At 68.4% G+C, this 17,694-nt stretch carries 17 protein-coding genes; 8 read left to right on the top strand and 9 right to left on the bottom strand.

Going from position 1 to position 17,694, the window contains the following annotated elements:
- The first annotated feature begins 335 nt into the window (after window positions 1-335).
- Window positions 336-518, top strand: a complete 183-nt coding sequence (locus PYV00_RS24365) for a hypothetical protein (RefSeq protein ID WP_342803824.1) — start codon at window positions 336-338, stop codon at window positions 516-518.
- An 82-nt stretch (window positions 519-600) separates the two neighbouring features.
- Here PYV00_RS24365 and ureG read toward each other — a convergent pair whose 3' ends face one another.
- From ureG to PYV00_RS18045, 8 genes are all read right to left on the bottom strand, one after another.
- A complete protein-coding gene (ureG, locus tag PYV00_RS18080) occupies window positions 601-1,233 on the bottom strand; it encodes an urease accessory protein UreG (RefSeq protein WP_342803823.1) in 633 nt (210 codons plus the stop codon).
- A complete protein-coding gene (locus tag PYV00_RS18075) occupies window positions 1,230-1,967 on the bottom strand; it encodes an urease accessory protein UreF (protein WP_275229684.1) in 738 nt (245 codons plus the stop codon). The genes ureG and PYV00_RS18075 overlap by 4 nt, the downstream gene beginning before the upstream one ends.
- A complete protein-coding gene (gene ureE, locus PYV00_RS18070) occupies window positions 1,900-2,430 on the bottom strand; it encodes an urease accessory protein UreE (protein ID WP_275229683.1) in 531 nt (176 codons plus the stop codon). The genes PYV00_RS18075 and ureE overlap by 68 nt, the downstream gene beginning before the upstream one ends.
- 10 nt (window positions 2,431-2,440) lie before the next feature.
- Window positions 2,441-4,153: an urease subunit alpha gene (gene ureC, locus PYV00_RS18065; protein ID WP_275229682.1), complete on the bottom strand. Its 1,713-nt coding sequence runs from the start codon at window positions 4,151-4,153 to the stop codon at window positions 2,441-2,443.
- A gap of 1 nt (window position 4,154) precedes the next feature.
- Window positions 4,155-4,460 (bottom strand): urease subunit beta, encoded by a 306-nt coding sequence (locus PYV00_RS18060; RefSeq protein ID WP_275229681.1) that lies wholly within the window; start codon window positions 4,458-4,460, stop codon window positions 4,155-4,157.
- Complete coding sequence (locus tag PYV00_RS18055) at window positions 4,457-4,759, bottom strand: urease subunit gamma (protein ID WP_275229680.1); 303 nt, start codon at window positions 4,757-4,759, stop codon at window positions 4,457-4,459. Before PYV00_RS18055 ends, PYV00_RS18060 begins: the two co-directional genes overlap by 4 nt.
- A 4-nt stretch (window positions 4,760-4,763) precedes the next feature.
- On the bottom strand, window positions 4,764-5,639 hold the full coding sequence (locus tag PYV00_RS18050; RefSeq protein WP_275229679.1) for an urease accessory protein UreD: 876 nt from the start codon (window positions 5,637-5,639) through the stop codon (window positions 4,764-4,766).
- A gap of 72 nt (window positions 5,640-5,711) precedes the next feature.
- Window positions 5,712-7,208 (bottom strand): agmatinase family protein, encoded by a 1,497-nt coding sequence (locus tag PYV00_RS18045; RefSeq protein WP_275229678.1) that lies wholly within the window; start codon window positions 7,206-7,208, stop codon window positions 5,712-5,714.
- A gap of 297 nt (window positions 7,209-7,505) precedes the next feature.
- Here PYV00_RS18045 and PYV00_RS18040 point away from each other — a divergent pair, with 297 nt between their 5' ends.
- The 7 genes from PYV00_RS18040 to PYV00_RS18010 all read left to right on the top strand — a co-directional run bounded on the left by PYV00_RS18040 (window position 7,506) and on the right by PYV00_RS18010 (window position 14,933).
- Complete coding sequence (locus PYV00_RS18040) at window positions 7,506-8,180, top strand: methylamine utilization protein MauD (protein ID WP_275229677.1); 675 nt, start codon at window positions 7,506-7,508, stop codon at window positions 8,178-8,180.
- A gap of 7 nt (window positions 8,181-8,187) precedes the next feature.
- Window positions 8,188-8,640, top strand: coding sequence for a c-type cytochrome (locus PYV00_RS18035; RefSeq protein WP_275229676.1), 453 nt, complete (start codon window positions 8,188-8,190; stop codon window positions 8,638-8,640).
- Window positions 8,641-8,709: 69 nt separating this feature from the next.
- A complete protein-coding gene (locus PYV00_RS18030) occupies window positions 8,710-9,210 on the top strand; it encodes a (2Fe-2S)-binding protein (RefSeq protein WP_275229675.1) in 501 nt (166 codons plus the stop codon).
- Window positions 9,207-11,396 (top strand): xanthine dehydrogenase family protein molybdopterin-binding subunit, encoded by a 2,190-nt coding sequence (locus PYV00_RS18025; protein WP_275229674.1) that lies wholly within the window; start codon window positions 9,207-9,209, stop codon window positions 11,394-11,396. The genes PYV00_RS18030 and PYV00_RS18025 overlap by 4 nt, the downstream gene beginning before the upstream one ends.
- Window positions 11,397-11,540: 144 nt before the next feature.
- The gene (locus PYV00_RS18020) at window positions 11,541-12,344 is read left to right on the top strand and encodes a peptidylprolyl isomerase (RefSeq protein ID WP_275229672.1); all 804 of its coding nucleotides are present in this window, start codon (window positions 11,541-11,543) and stop codon (window positions 12,342-12,344) included.
- Window positions 12,331-13,359: a HupE/UreJ family protein gene (locus PYV00_RS18015; protein WP_275229671.1), complete on the top strand. Its 1,029-nt coding sequence runs from the start codon at window positions 12,331-12,333 to the stop codon at window positions 13,357-13,359. The genes PYV00_RS18020 and PYV00_RS18015 overlap by 14 nt, the downstream gene beginning before the upstream one ends.
- A gap of 11 nt (window positions 13,360-13,370) precedes the next feature.
- Window positions 13,371-14,933, top strand: coding sequence for a tetratricopeptide repeat-containing sulfotransferase family protein (locus PYV00_RS18010; RefSeq protein WP_275229670.1), 1,563 nt, complete (start codon window positions 13,371-13,373; stop codon window positions 14,931-14,933).
- Between the two features lie 124 nt (window positions 14,934-15,057).
- Here the strand turns inward: PYV00_RS18010 and PYV00_RS18005 are convergent, their stop codons facing one another.
- Window positions 15,058-17,508: a TonB-dependent receptor gene (locus tag PYV00_RS18005; protein ID WP_275229669.1), complete on the bottom strand. Its 2,451-nt coding sequence runs from the start codon at window positions 17,506-17,508 to the stop codon at window positions 15,058-15,060.
- Window positions 17,509-17,694: the final 186 nt, after the last annotated feature.

Below are 17,694 nucleotides of genomic sequence, written 5' to 3'. Positions count from 1 at the left end.
CCAGCGTTTCCGGCCCCGACCACAGAATATAGACGATCGGCGCGATTTGCAGCACGATCCAGATGCCTTGCGTCCAGGCCTGGAACCGGGTGATCGCGCTCATGCCGTAGAAGGCGATGGGGATGACGGCGAGGGCGCAGATCAGGTAGGCCACGCTCATCGGCATCCCGGTCATCGCCCGGATCGCCACGGCCATGATCGTCGCTTCCACCGAGAACAGCAGGAAGGTGAACGAGGCATAGACCAGCGAGGTGATGGTCGAGCCGAGATAGCCGAAGCCCGCGCCGCGCGTCAGCAGGTCGATATCGAGCCCGCGCTTGGCCGCCTGATAGGCGATGGGCAGGCCGATGACGAACATCAGTGCCATGCCGGCGACAATCGCCGCGACGCTGTTGGCAAAGCCGTATGTCAGGGTGATCGAGGCGCCGATCGCTTCGCAGGCGAGGAAGGCGGTGGCACCGATCGCGGTGCCCGCCACGCTGCGGGGCGACCAGCGACGCGCGCTGTCGGCGGTATAGCGCAGCGCATAGTCTTCCAGGGTCTGGCTCGCGACCCATTTGTTGTAGAGCCGCTTTTCACGCAGGATGTAGTCCGGCTGCCTCATCGCTCCGTTTCGCGTTCGGGCAGGCCCCCGGTGGTGACGATGAATTCGACGATGCTGTCCAGCCCGACGCATTCCTTGAGATTGGTGAACAGGAACGGGCGCGCGCCGCGCATCTTGCGGGCATCGCGGTCCATCACTTCCAGGCTGGCGCCGACCAGCGGGGCCAGATCGATCTTGTTGATCACCAGCAGGTCCGAACGGGTGATGCCGGGGCCGCCCTTGCGCGGAATCTTGTCGCCGGCCGAAACGTCGATCACGTAGATCGTGATATCGGCCAGTTCCGGGCTGAACGTGGCGGCCAGGTTGTCTCCGCCGCTTTCGATGAAGATCATCTCCAGGCCGGGGAAGCGGCGGGCCATCTCGTCCACGGCGACCAGGTTGATGCTGGCATCCTCGCGGATGGCGGTGTGCGGGCAGCCGCCGGTTTCCACGCCCATGATCCGTTCGGGCACCAATGCGCCCGAGCGGGTGAGGAACTCCGCATCCTCGCGCGTGTAGATGTCGTTGGTGATCGCGGCGATATTGTAGCGATCGCGCATGGCCTTGCACAGCCGGTCGGTCAGCGCGGTCTTGCCCGATCCGACGGGGCCGCCGATGCCGACGCGCAAGGGTCCGTTGGTCATGGTCATGAGCGGAACAGCCTGGTGTAGAGGGTTTCGTGGGCAAGCGAAGCGAGTTCGAGTTCGGGTGCCGCCGTGCCGAGGTCTTCCAGCGGAGTCACGAGCGCGCGGGCGGCGATCGCTTCCATCGCGGCGGCCAGCGCGGCCAGCGCGTGCTGGCCGTCGGTCTGGCCCAGCGGCACCAGCCGCACGCCGGCCGAGACGAGATTGGCGGCGGCGGCGTGAAGCCAGCCATGCAGCGCGGGGACCAGCGGCACGGCATGGGCGGCGCAGGCCAGCGCCATGATGGCGCAATGCGCGATGGGCCGATCCGCGTGGCGCGCGGCGAAAGCATCGAGCGCGGGGTGCGGCCAGGCCTTGCGCGTCACGGTGAGGAAGGAACTGCCCTGCTGCCGGCTTTCCAGCGCGGTCTCGCTGCTGCCGCGAAACGCGGCGGCCAGCTCGGCGATCTCATCGAAGGCGGCCTCGTTCCCGGCGGTGCGCCAGGCGTGGACGAACAGCACCGCGTCGATCCAGCCGCCGCCGCGCGCCAGCACCGCCTCGACATAGGCGGCAACATCGCCGGCGGTGCGCACGCGCCCCTGCTCGACCATGGTTTCCAGGCCGTGGCTGTAAGTGAAGCCGCCCACCGGATAGGACGGCGATGTCCAGGCCAGCAGCCGGTGCAGCGCCGCGTCAGCCAGCATGGCGGTGATGCCCGTGCGCATGGTCATGATCGTGATCGTGGCCATGATGGTGCCCATGCTCATGCTCATGCCCGTGCGGCTCGCCGTCCCCCGCATAGGCGCCCTGTTCGGGGGAGAACGGCGCGTCGATGTCGCGCACTTCGGCGCCCAGGCCCTCCAGCATGGCGCGGATCACATGGTCCTGCCGCAGACGGATGCCTTCGGGCGTGATCTCGGCGGGCAAGTGGCGGTTGCCGATGTGCCAGGCGAGGCGCAGCAGCGCGTGCGGGCTTTGCGCCCGCGCTTCCATCAGCGGCTCGGGCGCGGCGCGCACCGCGATGATCCGTCCGTCCGCCAGCCGCAGGCCATCGCCGTCGCGCAGCACCGTGGCGCGCGCGAGGTCGAGCAGGAAGCCGGTGCCGCCCTGCGCGACATAGTGGAAGCGGCGGCGGTGGCGTTCGTCATGATCGAGCACCACGCGGTCGCACGCGTCGCCCTCGGACCAGGTTCCACGGGGCAGGATCTCTCGGGCGGTCAGCATGATCATCGGCTCAGAACAGGAAATAGCGCTGCGCGAAAGGCAGCACGCTGGCGGGCTCGCACGTCAGCAGTTCGCCGTCCGCGCGCACTTCGTAGGTTTCCGCGTCCACCTCGATCCGCGGCATGGCGTCGTTCAGGATCATCGCGGCCTTGCCGATCCCGCCGCGCGTGTTGCGCACGGCTTCCAGCGGGCGCTGCAGGCCCAGCCGCGCGGCCACGTCGCTCTCGATCCCGGCAGCCGAGACGAAATGGAGCGAGGAGGCCACGCCCGCCCGGCCCAGCGCGCCGAACATCGCGCGGTAATGGACGGGCTGGGGCGTGGGGATGCTGGCGTTGGCATCGCCCATCGGCGCGGTCGCGATCGAGCCGCCCTTGATAACCAGGTCCGGCTTCACCGCGAAGAAGGCCGGGGACCACAGCACCAGGTCGGCCAGCTTGCCCACCTCGATCGAGCCGACGATGTGCGAGATGCCGTGGGCGATGGCCGGGTTGATCGTGTACTTGGCGATATAGCGCCGGGCGCGGAAATTGTCCGCCTCGCCATCGTCCGGGCCCAGGCTGCCGCGCTGCTGCTTCATCTTGTCGGCGGTCTGCCAGCAGCGGATCACGGTTTCGCCGACGCGGCCCATCGCCTGGCTGTCCGAAGACATCATCGAGAACGCGCCCAGATCGTGCAGGATATCCTCGGCCGCGATCGTCTCCTTGCGGATGCGGCTGTCGGCGAAAGCGACATCCTCGGCGATGCGGGGATCAAGGTGGTGGCACACCATCAGCATGTCGAGGTGCTCCTCGATCGTGTTGACGGTGTAGGGCCGGGTCGGATTGGTGGAGGAGGGCAGGACATTGGGCAGCCCCGCCACCCGGATGATGTCCGGCGCGTGGCCGCCGCCCGCGCCTTCGGTGTGGAAGGCATGGATCGTGCGGCCGGCGAAAGCCGCGATCGTGCTTTCGACGAAGCCGGCCTCGTTCAGCGTATCGGTGTGCAGCGTGACCTGCACGTCGTGCTCGTCGGCCACGGCCAGGCAGCAGTCGATGGCGGCGGGCGTGGTGCCCCAGTCCTCGTGCAGCTTGAGCCCGCAGGCCCCGGCGCGCACCATCTCGACCAGCGCGGCCGGCGTGCTGGCATTGCCCTTGCCGAACAGGCCGAAGTTCATCGGCAGGGCTTCGAGCGCCTGCAGCATCCGGCCGATGTGCCATTCGCCCGGCGTGCAGGTGGTGGCCAGCGTGCCGTGGGCCGGGCCGGTGCCGCCGCCCAGCATGGTGGTGATGCCCGCGTTCAGCGCCTCTTCCACTTGCTGCGGACAGATGAAGTGGATGTGCGCGTCTATCCCGCCGGCCGTGACGATGCGGCCTTCGCCGGCGATGATCTCGGTACCGGGGCCGATCGGGATGTCTACGCCGGGCTGCACGCCGGGATTGCCGGCCTTGCCGATCGCGCTGATGCGTCCGTCGCGAAGGGCGATGTCGGCCTTGATGATGCCCCAGTGATCCAGGATCACGGCATTGGTGATGACGGTGTCGGGCGCCCCCTCGGCACGCGAGGTCTGACCCTGGCCCATGCCGTCGCGGATCACCTTGCCGCCGCCGAACTTCACTTCCTCGCCATAGATCGTGCGGTCTTCCTCGATGCGGATCAGCAGCGAGGAATCGCCCAGCCGCACCCGATCGCCCACGGTCGGCCCGAACATTCCGGCATAGGCGCGCCGGCTCATCGTCACGGGCATGTCACAGATCCCCCATCACGGCGCCGCGAAAGCCGATGACGGTGCGGCTGCCGGCATAGGCAACGAGCTGGACCTCGCGCGACTGGCCCGGCTCGAACCGCACGGCGGTGCCGGAAGGAATATCCAGCCGGCAGCCGCGCGCGGTCGCGCGATCGAACAGCAGCGCCGGATTGGCTTCGGCGAAGTGATAGTGGCTGCCCACCTGGATCGGCCGGTCGCCGCTGTTGGCGACCGACAGCCTGATCGTCGCGCGCCCCGCGTTGAGCTGGATATCGCCGGCGGCGGGTATGATCTCGCCGGGGATCATCGGATCGGCTTGTGCACGGTGACGAGCTTGGTGCCGTCGGGGAAGGTGGCTTCCACCTGGATGTCGTGGATCATCTCGGCCACGCCTTCCATCACTTGCGCGCGCGTCACCACATGGGCGCCGCTGGCCATCAGATCGGCCACCGGGCGGCCATCGCGCGCGCCTTCGACGACGTGGTCGGTGATGAGGGCGATCGCCTCGGGATGGTTGAGCTTCACGCCCCGCTCCAGCCGCTTGCGCGCGACGATGGCGGCCATGGCGACCAGCAGCTTGTCCTTTTCCCGACCTGTCAGATGCATGGGGTCAACAGTAGCATAGGCTTGGCAACCTGGGCGATATTCCGAAAATGGCGGCGCGCAACGCGCCGGCGGCGTTGAGCGCCCAGTCGCGCACCACGCGCGGGTCCGGCCCGGTCATGCGCAGGATCAGGAGGCCGTCGAACGCGGTGGCGCCGCTGCCGGGCGAGGCGCAGAGCCCGCGCGCGAGATCGAGATGGGCCGGCGCGGCCGGGCCGGCATGGACCAGCGTGACAAGGGCGCTCGCGCCGCCGAAGCCGAACGGCGCGGCGGCGGTGGCGGCCACGTCGCCCGCGACATGCAGCGCATCGACCCAGACGAGGCGACCGTCGCGCCGCACGCGCCAGGTATCGTGGATCAGCCCCTCGCGATAAGTCTCGCCCATCGCGCCCCGGCCCAGCACCAGCATTTCCATGGCCAGTATCCGGGCGTCGGCGGCCAGGTCTATCTCCAGCGATCGGCGCATCCGGCTGCGGTCGAACAGGATGGCCTCCTGCGCCAGCCATTCGCAGCGGCCGCCCGCGCCGATCGTGACGCGCGTCTCGATCCGCGTCGGCGGGTCGTCGGGCAAGGCGCGGTAGAGCTTTTCGGCCGCTTGCGGCACGATCGTGGCCGCCGCGCCGGGATCGACCACGATATCGAGCGCGAGCCGGTCTCCCCCGGTCAGGCCGCCGGTGGTGGTGACAGTCACCGCCAGCGGGAAATCGCCGTCGCGGCCATCGGGAAACAGCAAGCGCGCCGGCGCCACTTGCCGGAGGTCGCGCACGCCATGCGGGCCGAAGCGGACCATCGCCTGCCCGTCCACGCGCTGCATCCGCGCCGCGCCGCGCGGCTTCGCTTCCGGGGAGGTATCAGGCAGGGGCAGGGCGCGCAGCGCGGTCATAAGACAGGTGTGCTGGCGAGCCTCTCCCCGTGGCATGGGGCATTTGACGTATGGGCGGATGCCCGCGCCGCGTCACGTCCCGGAACGGGATCGCCCGCCACGGGCGTAATCGGGATCGACTTTCTCGGTCTTGCCCGCCTTTGCCGCCTTCTCGCCGAACCCCGGCTGGCCGTGCTCGGTGGTGAGATCGGACAGGAAGTTGACCTGCCTGATCCCCTTCTTGCGCATCGCGACGCCGGTGAGGCAGGCGTGCATGATGAAATTGGCGTTGAGCGCGCTGCGGTAGGTCGGATCGAGGACCGGCGCCAGCTCGACGATCTCGAAGCCGACCAGTTCGTTCTCGGCGCAGAGTCGGCGCACGATCGGGATCGCCTCGCGCATGGTCAGGCCGCCGGGCACGGGCGTGCCGGTGCCGGGGACGAAGGCGGGATCGAACACGTCGACATCGAACGAGACGTAGATCTTCTTCCCGCTCTCGCGCGCTTCCTTCAGCGCGCGCTCCATCGTGGCCTGCCAGCCGCTCTTCTCGATTTCCGGCATCGCGTGATAGCGTACGCCGTTGTCGCGCATCCATTCGAAGCCCTCGGCGCCCGGCCAGGGGCCGCGCAGGCCGACCTGGATATAGTTCCTGCCCAGCACATGGCCTTCCTTGACCGCGCGATAGACCGGGGCGCCGTGCGTGATGAAATGGACCCCGCCCTTGCCCGCGTCATAGTGCGAATCGAAGTGGACCACACCGAAGCTGCCCTTGCCATGCGCGTCGGCCAGCCCGGCGACATCGGAATATTCCAGGCTGTGGTCGCCCCCGACGATGAACGGAATGGCGCCGGTGCGCGCGATCTCGGCCACGCGCTCGCGCACGTGCTGCACTGTGCGCTCGGTGCTCATGTTGTCGATCGCGATATCGCCGTAATCGACGATGTTCAGCTCCTTCGACGGATCGACCATGGTGAACATGTCGATCCCGCCCGCGCCATATTGCGTGCGCATGGCCGAAGGGCCGCCCTTGGCGCCGCGATAGCCCGAGCCCATGTCCAGCGGCGCGCCGACGATCGCGACATCGACCTTGCCGGCCACCAGATCCTCGGGATAGATCGCCACCGGCGCGCCCGCGAAAGTGGCGATGCCCCCGCCATAGACGCCGCCTCCGCGCCCGTGGGCGTAATAGCTCAGCTCGAACGGGCCGGGCTCGCGGTGCGGATCGAGCCCTTGCGGGCGGCGCAGCTTCCAGCCGTTGAAGTTCTTGTCCCCGGTGTCCAGCGGGATGGCCGCCATGTCCGTTTCGGGATGGAACCTGGCGGCTTCGACCGCGGCCATCATGCCTTCGATATAGGCGTCGATCTCCTGCGGGGTCTTGGTCGCGAGCCGGGTATAGAGCTTTTCGTAGGAACCGGCGAACATCTCGGCCGGGTCGGACACCAGGAAGTCGCGCTTTTCCTTGGACAGCCCGGCGATCCTGGCTTCCAGTTCGGGCGGCATGGGGGGCTTTTCCTCCTTGCCGATGACCGCGCCCGACCCGATCACGGCCAGGGCGCACACGCCCGCCAGAAACGCCCGCTTCCTCTTCATTCGCTTGCCCCCGAAATGCGACGATCACCGCGCCAAGCGTAGGAAGGCGCCGGCACGCGGCAATGGGGCGATTGACGTAGGGGGGGGGCGAGCGTGACGTAGGGGGGCGTCGCGGCCCCATTCGTCAGGGCGGAATCCGGGGAAATTTCGCTTCCATCCCTGTCGCGAGGCAGGCTCGTGGCGATGACGGAAACTACGGAAACCGCTGCCGGCAAGCCTAGCGCGGCCTTCGCTCGTGACCCTACGTCAAATGCCCTATGCGTCGATGCGGGACAGGTGATTAGAGGTCCGGGCGTCATGCTTGTCCCCCTGCTTTTCCTTCTGGGACTGTGCGTCATCCTGCTGGTCGTCGCGGTGCTGGCGCTGCGGCGGCAATTGCGTCTGGCGCGCCAGGCGATGGCGCCGGTCGGCACGCCCCGGCCGGGTGGCGGACCGCATCCGGCCGAGCCCGCGCCGATCGTCAGCGCGCCTTCGCTGGCGGGCGAGACGCTGACCATCGGCGGCGTCAGCCGGGAGCCGCGCCCCCTGCTGCTGGTGTTCATCGAGGCGGGATGCGGCCTGTGCGAGACGGTGATCGGCGATGCCGTGGATCTGTGCCGCCGGGCGGACGTGCGTCTGCTGTTCCTTGGCGATGGCCGGACGGAAGACTATGCCGGGCTGATCCGCCGCAACGGGCTGAAGGAATCGCATTTCATCCTCAGCGGCGCCATCGGCGACGACTTCCTGATCGGCCCGGTGCCGGCGGCGGCGCTGATCGACGCGGACGGCCAACTGGTCGCGCGCGGAACCGTGCAGCGGCGCGAGCAGCTGGAAGCTCTGCTGGCGCGCGAGGCCGGGCCGGAATCCGTCTCCGCCGGTTCAGCTTCGCGACATGCGGCTTCGCCAGTTTCCGATTTGCCCAATTCAGATTCGCCCGTTCCAGATTTGTCCGTGGAGTATGATCTTGACCCGAAAGTTGTCCCGGCTTCCTAGCCACGCCATGGCCCGGCTGGTGCCAGCGGTCGCCACGCTGGCGGCCTTGGGCCTGGCCGCGCCCGCATGGGCGCAGGCCGCGCCCAAGGCCTATGCCACCAATTGCCAGCTTTGCCACAAGCCCGACGGCAAGGGCACGCCCGGCGTCTTCCCGCGCCTGACCGGGCGGGTGGACGCGATCGCCGCGCACAAGGACGGGCGCAAGTGGCTGATCGCCACCGTGCTTTACGGCCAGAGCGGGGCCATCACGGTCGATGGCAAGCCGGTTCGCGGCACCATGGGCCCCTTCGCGCGGTTGTCGGACAAGGATATAGCCGATACGCTCAACTGGCTGGCGCAAGGCAAGGGCAGGGCCTTTACCCCCGCCGAAGTCGCGGCCGTGCGCGGCGAGCCCGGCTGGACGCTGGCCAAAGTGGGCGAGATGCGCAAGAAGCTGGCGGGCGCGGGCGTCATCAAGTGAACGCCGCCAGCCGGGCATGATGCCCGGATCGGCGGCAAGACAGGCAGCAGGACCACAGGTAGCACGACCATGGCGATCCAATTCACGCTCAACGGAGAGCCCCGATCGGTCGAGGCCGATCCCGAAAAGCCACTGCTGTGGGTGCTGCGCGAGGATCTGGCGATGCCGGGCACCAAGTTCGGCTGCGGCGCGGGCCTGTGCGGGGCCTGCACGGTCCATCTCGACGGTTCGGCGATCCGTTCCTGCCTGACGCCGGTTTCCGCCGCCGAAGGCATGGCGGTCACGACGATCGAGGGGGTCGCCAAGGGCGCGGTCGGGCGTGCCGTCGCCCAGGCCTGGACCGAACTGGACGTGCCGCAATGCGGCTACTGCCAGGCCGGCCAGATCATGAGCGCGGTCGCGCTGCTGGCGCAGACGCCCCGGCCCAGCGATGCCGATATCGACGCGGCGATGGCGGGCAACTTGTGCCGCTGCTCCACTTACGTGCGCATTCGCGCGGCGATCAGGAAGGCGGCTGGCAGGAAGGCGGCCGACGCTGGCGGCAAGGCCGGCGGGGAGGCGCGGTCATGAGCGCGGAAACACTTACCCGGCGCGGCTTCATCGGCGTCTCGCTGCTGGCGGGCGGCGGCCTGCTGTTCGATCTGTCGGTGCCCATGGCGGCGCGCGCGGCGGACGGCCAGCCGATCGTCGTCACCGCGTTCATCCGCATCCTGCCCGACAATCGCGTGGTGATCGGCGGCAAGAACGCCGAGATCGGGCAGGGGGTCAAGACCTCGCTGCCGATGCTGATCGCCGAGGAGCTGGACGTCGACTGGGCGCAAGTCACGGTCGAGCAGACCCATGCCGATCAGGCCATCTTCGGCGGGCAGAGCGCGGGCGGCAGCCGTACCACGCCGCGCGAATGGCTGCCGATGCGCCAGGCCGGCGCGGCTGCGCGCGCCATGCTGGTCACGGCCGCCGCGACCCGGTGGAACGTGCCGGCCGAAGGGCTGACGACCGCGAGCGGCAAGGTGATCGACCGTCGGTCCGGCCGCGCGATCGCCTATGCCGAGCTGGCGGCGGCCGCCGCCACCGTCGCGCCGCCCGATCCGGCGAAGCTCAAGCTCAAGGACCCGGCCGATTTCCGCATCATCGGCAAGCCGATCGGCGGCGTCGATACGCCCGCGATCGTCGCGGGCAAGCCGCTGTTCGGCATCGACGTGGCGCTGCCCGGAATGCTCCACGCCGTGCTGGAGACCTGCCCCGCGTTCGGCGGAAAGCTGAAATCGGCCAATCTGGATGAGGTGCGCGCCGTACCCGGCGTGCGCCACGTGCTGACGATCAAGGGCGATGGCCAGGCCGAATCGCTGTTCGATGGCGTCGCCATCCTGGCCGAAAGCTGGTGGACGGCTAACCGCGCGCGCGAGGCGCTGAAGATCGAATGGGACGATGCCGGGAAAACCGGCTTTTCCACCGCAAGCTACGAACGGCAGGCGGAGGAACGCCTCGCGGGGGCGGCCGAAAGCGAAGTGGTGCGATCGGGCGATGTCGCCGCCGCCTTCGCCGGCGCGGCCAAAGTGGTCAAGGCGCGCTACAGCTATCCTTTCCTGGCCCACGGCACCCTGGAGCCGCAGAACACCACCGCGCTGTTCAAGGACGGCGCGATCGAGATCTGGGCGACCACGCAGAACCCGGAAAACGGCCGCGCCCTGGTCGCCAACGCGCTGGGCCTGCCGCCCGCGAAGATCCGCATCAACCTGACGCGCATCGGCGGCGGCTTCGGCCGGCGGCTGATGAACGACTATATGGTGCAGGCCGCCGCCATCGCCATGCAGGTGCCGGGCACACCGGTGAAGCTGCTTTACAACCGCAAGGACGATTTCCGGCGCGATTTCTACCGCGCCGGTGGCTGGCACGGCTTTGCCGCCGCGCTGGACGGCAAGGGGCGGCTGATCGGCTTTCGCGATCATTTCGTCACTTTCGGCACGGACGGGAAGGCCGGGCGCGGGGCGGAGCTTTCGGCGACGACCCTGCCGGCCGGGCTGGTCGAGCATGTCCTGTTCGAACAGTCGGTGCTGGCCACCAACCTGCCGATGGGCTGGCTGCGCGCGCCCGGATCGAACGCGCTGGGCTTCGTCTTCCAGAGCTTTCTTGACGAAGTGGCCGAAGCCGCCGGCAAGGACTTGCCCGCGCTGATGCTCGAACTGCTGGACGAGCCGCGCGAGGTGACGAGCGGCGGCCGGGGCCCGGCCTTCCTGACCGGACGCGCCAGGATCGTGATCGACAAGGTGCTGGCCATGTCCGGCTGGGCCGATCGCAAGGCGCTGCCGGCCGGCCACGGGAAAGGCTTCGCCTTCTATTTCAGCCACGCCGGCTATTTCGCCGAAGTGGTGGAAGTCTCGGTCGTCGAAGGGCAGCCCAGGGTTCTTGCCGTCTGGGTCGCGGGCGATGTCGGCAGCCAGATCATCAATCCGCTCAATGCGTTGCACCAGGTCCAGGGCTCGGTGATCGAAGGGCTGGGGCAGGCGCTGGCCGGGCAGCGGATCACGCAAGTCGCGGGCGCGGTGGAGCAGGAAAACTTCGACAGCCACCCCTTCCAGCGGATCGACGCGACGCCGCGCATCGAGGTGGCGTTCGTCACCACCGATTATCCGCCGACCGGGCTGGGCGAACCGGCGCTGCCGCCGGTGATCCCCGCGCTGGTCAACGCGATCCGCGCGGCCACCGGCAAGCGCATCCGCGGCCTGCCGGTCGATCTGGCGAGCCAGCCCGCCTGATCGCGCGGCTGGTCTCCGCCCGGCTCGCGACCATGCGTCATTTGACGTAGGCGGGCGCGTGGGCATGGTGCCATAGTTTCGGCCGAACCTGCCGCAAGGCCCGGATTTCCCGGCGGCCGGAAGGCATTGAAGGATCTTGCGTCGATGCGTCAGTTGATCGCCTGGCTTCGCGGTACCGCGTTGCGCGATCCCTTCGTCATATTCCTCGTCGTCTCGGGCGCGATCTTCCTGCTGTACTGGAGCGTGGTGGGCCGCAAGCAGACGATCGAAGTGCCCGTATCGGTGCAGCGGAGCCTGGCCGACGACTATTCGCTGATGACCGGCCATGCCCCCGATGCGGAGGCGAAGCAGAAGCTGATCGACGATTATGTCGCCAACGAACTGCTGTTCCGCGAAGCCATCGCGCGCGGGATGCACATGACCGACAAGGCCACCAAGCAGCGCCTGATCGACCGGGTGCGGTTCATGATCGCCGGCGCGCCGGCCGATCCCACCGAGGACCAGCTGATCGCCTGGTATGCCAGCCATCAGGATCTCTACCGCGCCGAACCGGAGATCTCGCTACGGCACGTGTTCTTCGAAAAGCAGCCCGCCGACGCGCCCGCGCTGCTGGCCAGGCTGAACGGCGGCGGCACCGTGGCCGGTGACGATTTCTGGATGGGGCATGACTTGTCCAAATACGGCATCTCGATGCTGCGCGGCATGTTCGGCCAGCCCTTCCTCGATGCGATCAAGGACCAGCCCGTCGGCACCTGGGCCGGGCCCATCCGCTCGACCCGGGGGTGGCACTTCGTCGAGGTGCTGGGCCGGGGTGATGCGAAGCTGCTGCCTTATCCCGTCGCGCGCGATCAGGTGCGGCAGGACTATCTTGCCGCCGAGACCGGCGCGGCGGTGGAGAAGGAAGTCGCCAGGCTCAAGCAGGGTTACAAGATCCGTGTCGAATCCTAGGCCGCTCCCGCGCGCGCTGGCGGCGTTCCTGCTGCTGGCCTTGCTGGCGGCCCTGCTGCCCGCGCCCGCGCTGGCCGATGTTTTCCGCATCGGCGATTATGACCTGCAGCGCGGCGCCGATCCGGGCACTTACGAGCTTTCGGTGACGATCCCCGAAGTGCTGGCGAGCAACGACCCGCTCGGCCTGCCCGAAGGCTGCCGCGAGACCGGGCGCGAGCGCGCGGCCGAGGGGACGGTGATGCGCTATACCATCGGCATCGCCTGTGAGGGGCGCTTGCCCGCCGATGCCCGGATCGTCACGCCCTGGGCGGTCGATGGCGGCACGTTCAGCACGTCGGTCAGCGGCACGCGGGTGCAGATGCCCTTGCAGACCGATGGCGAGGCGCTCTCGCTGCCGCTGGCCCAGAGCGTCCAGCGCGCGCGGCCGCTGCCGGAAATCGCGCGCTATTACACCTGGCAGGGCGTGCTCCACATCCTGGGCGGCTGGGACCACCTCTCGTTCGTGCTGTGCCTGTGCCTGCTGGCGCGGGGCCGCTTCCTGCTGCTGCTGGTCACGACCTTTACCGTGGGGCACTCGCTCAGCCTGGCGCTTGCCTTCTTCGACGTGATCCACATGCCGGTGCCGCCGGTCGAGGCGGTGATCGCGCTGTCGATCGCCTTCATGGCGCGCGAGGCGATCATGGTGCGCGCCGATGGCGTGGTGAGCCCGGCGCAGCGCCGGCGCGAGATGGCGGTGGTCGCCGGCTTCGGGCTGCTGCACGGGCTGGGCTTCGCCACGGTGCTGCGCGAACTGGGTGTGGCGCCGGGCGAGCGGGCAAGCGGGCTGCTGTTCTTCAACGCCGGGGTGGAACTGGGCCAGCTCCTGTTCGTCTGCGCCGTGCTTGCGATCATGGCGATCGCCAATGCGCTGGGCCAGCGCGAACCGGTGCGCCGGGCCGCGCTGTACGGCGCGGGCATCATCGGCTGCTTCTGGGCGATCGAGCGGGTGGCCGGCTTCAGCCTGGGGATGGCATGACGGAAGGCGGCATGAGGGGGGGCGGCCATGCCCGCGCCGCCCTGGCGCGCGGCAACTTGCCGGCGGCGGCCGAGGCGGCGCGCGGGCTGGTGCTGGCCGATCCGGCCAGTGCCGAGGGCTATTTCCTCATGGCCATGGTCGCGGTGGAAGCAGGGCAGGTGGGCAAGGCCGTGCCCATGCTGGAAGAAGCGCTGAAACGCGGGCCGGAGGCCGAGCATCTGGCGCAATACGCGCGCGTGCTGATCCTGCTGCGCCGCGATGGCGAGGCGGCCACGGCGGCACGTCGCGCGCTCGCGCTGGACCCCGCCGACGCGCGCACGCTCGATACGATCGGCTGCGTGCTGGCGCGGCTGGGCGATCACCAAGGTTCGCTGGCGCCGTTCCGGGCGGCGGTCGCCCGCGCGCCCGACAATCTCGATTTCCGCTACAACCTGGCCGCCGCCTGCGGCTTCACCGGCCATGTCGAGGATGCGCGCCAGCATTACGAGACGATCCTGGCGCGCGATCCGGGCCATGCCCGTGCGCACTATGCGCTGGCGATCCTGTCGCGCCAGACGGCCGCGGCGAACCACACCGCCCGCCTGGCCAGGGCGCTGGCCGCCGCGCGCGATCCGCAGGACCGGCTGCGCCTGCGCTATGCCTTGGCCAAGGAGCACGAGGATATCGGCGAGCCCGAGGCGGCCGGGCGCTATCTGGCGCAGGCCAATGCCGAGCAGAAGCAGGCCATCGGCTATGATTTCGCGCAGGACGCGGCGATCTTCGACGCGATCGAGACGGCCTTCGCGGGTGCCGCCGCGCCTTCAGGGCCGGGCGATGGCGATGCTTCGCCGATCTTCGTCGTCGGGATGCCGCGCACGGGCACCACGCTGGTCGACCGCATCCTCTCCTCGCATTCGCAAGTGGGTTCGGCGGGCGAGCTGCAGGCCATGCCGCTGGCGGTCAAGCAGCTGGCCGGAACGCGCAGCCGGCATGTGATCGACCCCGAGACCGCCGTGGCGGCCATGGCGGTGGACCCCGCGCGGATCGGCGCGCTCTACCTCGCCCGCGCGGCGCATCACCGGCCCGAAGGCACGCCGCGCTTCATCGACAAGCTGCCGGCGAACTTCCTCTATGTCGGCCATATCGCGCGCGCGCTGCCGAACGCGCGCATCGTCTGCCTGCGCCGCCATCCGATGGACACGGTGTGGAGCAACTTCAAGAACCTGTTCGCCAGCCAGTCGGCCTATTACGCCTTTTCCTACGACCTGATGGATACGGCCCGGTATTACGCGCGCTTCGATGCCTTGATGGCCCTGTGGGAGCGGCTCTATCCCGGCCGGGTGCTCCCGCTCTCCTACGAGGCGCTGGTCGCCGACCAGGAGGGTGAGACGCGGCGCCTGCTGGACCATTGCGGGCTGGCGTGGGAGCCGCAGTGCCTCTCGTTCCACGAGAACCGCGCGGCCGTGGCCACCCCCAGCGCGGCGCAAGTGCGGCGCGCGCTCAATGCCGATGCCATCGGCCGCTGGAAAGCCCACGCCGAGGCGCTGGCGCCCGTGCGCGCATGGTTCGCGGCGCAGGGCATCCGCGCCGATTGATCTGGCCGGGCGGCGCCAGGCCCCATCCCAAGGCTGCCTCTCGATCGTGCCAGCCCGATCGCCCAAAAAAGAGGAGGCGGAACCGCCATGGCGGTTCCGCCCCCTGCCTTGGGGACAGGCGGGATCAGAACTTCATGCGGCCTTCCAGGCCCATCACGCGCGGCGTGGCGACGCCGCGTGAGTAGTAGCGGCCGATGATGCCGTCGTTGATCTGCCGGTAGCGGGTGAGATCCTGGCCGACGCCGGTGATCGCGTACTTGTCGAAGATGTTGTTGGCGAAAAGCGACACTTCCCACGCATCGGTGCGATACGTCACCGAAGCGCGGTGCATGACATAGGACGGCAGGCGCTCGCCCCCACCGCGCGCGCCGGGCGAGGTCAGGATGCCGCCGGTGTAAGTGGCGGTCCAGTTCATCACCAGGTTGTTCATGCCCACGGGCAGGGTATAGACCGCCGCCAGCGCGCCCGAATTCTTGGTCGATCCGGGCAGGCGATCGCCCGAGAACACGTCACCCGAACCCGTGGCCGGCGAAAGCAGGCCGGGCACGTCCTCGGTCAGCTTGGCGTCGAGGTAGGAATAGTTGCCGCGCAGGGTGAACTGATCGGTGATCTTGGCGTGGAACGTGAAGTCCACGCCCTTCGACTTCGCCTTGCCGCCATTGGCGGTGATGCCGATGTTGCCGTACTGGGTCGAGCTGCCGAGCTGGATGCCGTCCCAGTTGAGCTGGAACACCGCCAGGCTGGTGTTGAGCCGGCCGCCGAACAGGCTGGCGCGCACGCCCAGTTCCATGTTCTTCACCTTGTCCGGGCCATAGGACAGTTCGTCGGGCAGGGCGCACAGGTTCTGCTCGGCGGTGTTGATCGGCAGGATGCAGGGCACCACGCGGTTCACGCCGCCGATGCGATAGCCCTTGCTGTAGGTCGCATAGGCCATGATGTCGGGCGTGAAGTTGTACGAGGTGTTGAGCTTCCAGACGAAGCCGTCGTCGCTGGCCTTGCCGCTGCGAATGCGCGACGAGGCGATCTCCAGGCTGGGATAGGGCATACGCGTGCGGCCGGACTTGGTCAGCGGCGTATCGGAACCGCCGGTGATCGAGGTGTCGTACTTGAAGTAGCGGCCGCCCACGGTGATCTGCCAGGCCGGGATCGGGCGGAACGTCAGTTCGCCGAACGCGGCCATTTCCTCGGTCTTGGAATCGGTGAACGAGACGTATTCGGCGCCGTCCGGCCGGACCAGGCCATTGTAGTAGTTGCCATAGATCACGTTGCCCTGGGGCGAGGCGGCGAACTCGGCGAAGCCGGGCAGGCGCTCGATGCTGTCGGCGTGGTACTTCATCTCGTTGTAGAAGCCGCCCAGCACCCAGCTGAACGGGCCGCCATGCGTGGAGACCAGCCGGATCTCCTGGTTGAACTGCTTGCGGGTGTTGTCGCCCGTGGTGAAGCCGGCGAAGGCCGGGAACAGCTCGTAGTCGTAATCGAGATCGAGCAGCAGGTCGGTCACGTCGCCGATGGTGTGGTTCTTGGTCTTGGTATAGGCGCTGGTCCACACCGCCTGCATGATCTCGCCAAGCTGGGCTTCCATCTCAAGGCTGAGCAGGTGCGACTGGCGCTTGGACGGCTCGGCATAGCGCCACGGCGCTTCGTACTTGCCTTCGCCCAGCACGCCATAGCCGTTGGCCTGGCGGCCGCCGCTCTTGGTCTGCTGGAATGCGTAAGTGAGATAGGCCTTGAAGGTGGGCAGGGTCAGGCCAAGCTGGTTGCGCGTGGTGATCGTCTTTTCCCAGTTCAGGTCTTTCTTGGGGCTGAAGTTGGCGTTCTGCTGCTCGGGCGTGCCCAGCGGATTGGTCACGCCGCCCGGCTGGGCTATCGATACGCCCGGTTCGGCGACGATGAACGGATAGTCGATGAAGCCGGGATCGTAGTAATAGCCGCTGGCGGTTCGGAACGCGAGCACGTCGCGGATGATCGGCAGGTTGACCGTGGCATCGCCGACATAGCCCACGCCGCTGGAATGGGCGACGTCATAGACGCGGCCGTGGACCGAGCCTGAGACCTGCGTCGGATCGGGTCGTTCGGGAATGTAGCGGATCGCGCCGGCCAGCGTGCCGAGGCCGTAGAGCGTGCCTTGCGGGCCCAGCAGCGTTTCGACGCGGGCGATGTCGATCAGCTTGAAGTCGAGATAGAGCGGGACTTCGCCAAGATAAGTGCCGATCGCGTTGTCATAGTTGGAGCCGGCGGTGCCGGTGCCGTCGGCCGAAAGGCCGCGCATGACGATCGAGGCGGAACCGCGCGGGCCGGTGTCGGTCACGGTCAGGCCCGGCGTGAACGCGCCCAGGTCCTTGACGTCGTCAAGCCGCTCGTCCTGGAGCGTCTCGCCGCCGATCGCGGAGATGTTGATCGGCGTGTCCATGATGCTGGTGGCGCGGCGCGTGGCGGAAACGATGATCACGTCATCGCCGGCATCGGCTTCGGCCGCGGGCTCTGCCTGGGCATAAGCGGGCGCGGTTGCCAGCGACGTCGTCAGCATGGTTGCGCAAAGCAGCCCGAGTTTTAGTTTTCTTGCGCTCTTGGTCATGAAGTACCCCCCTTGGTGGCTTGTGTTTCCTCCCGGTTCAGGCGTCTCCCGAGCATCGTTGACTGTCCCGGACCGGCGTTACGCCGCCCGGCACCTGCCAATGGCCGCCCCATTTTTCTTGTTGATTTCGGGAAAAGGTATGGAGAGTACCGCAGGCGGGTAATGGGGCATTTGACGTAGGACGCC

The sequence above is a fragment of the Novosphingobium album (ex Liu et al. 2023) genome, assembly GCF_029076845.1.
GTDB lineage: Bacteria > Pseudomonadota > Alphaproteobacteria > Sphingomonadales > Sphingomonadaceae > Novosphingobium.
The sequence above is the reverse complement of the archived record's forward strand: the minus strand, read 5'-3'. Positions and strand labels throughout refer to the sequence as shown.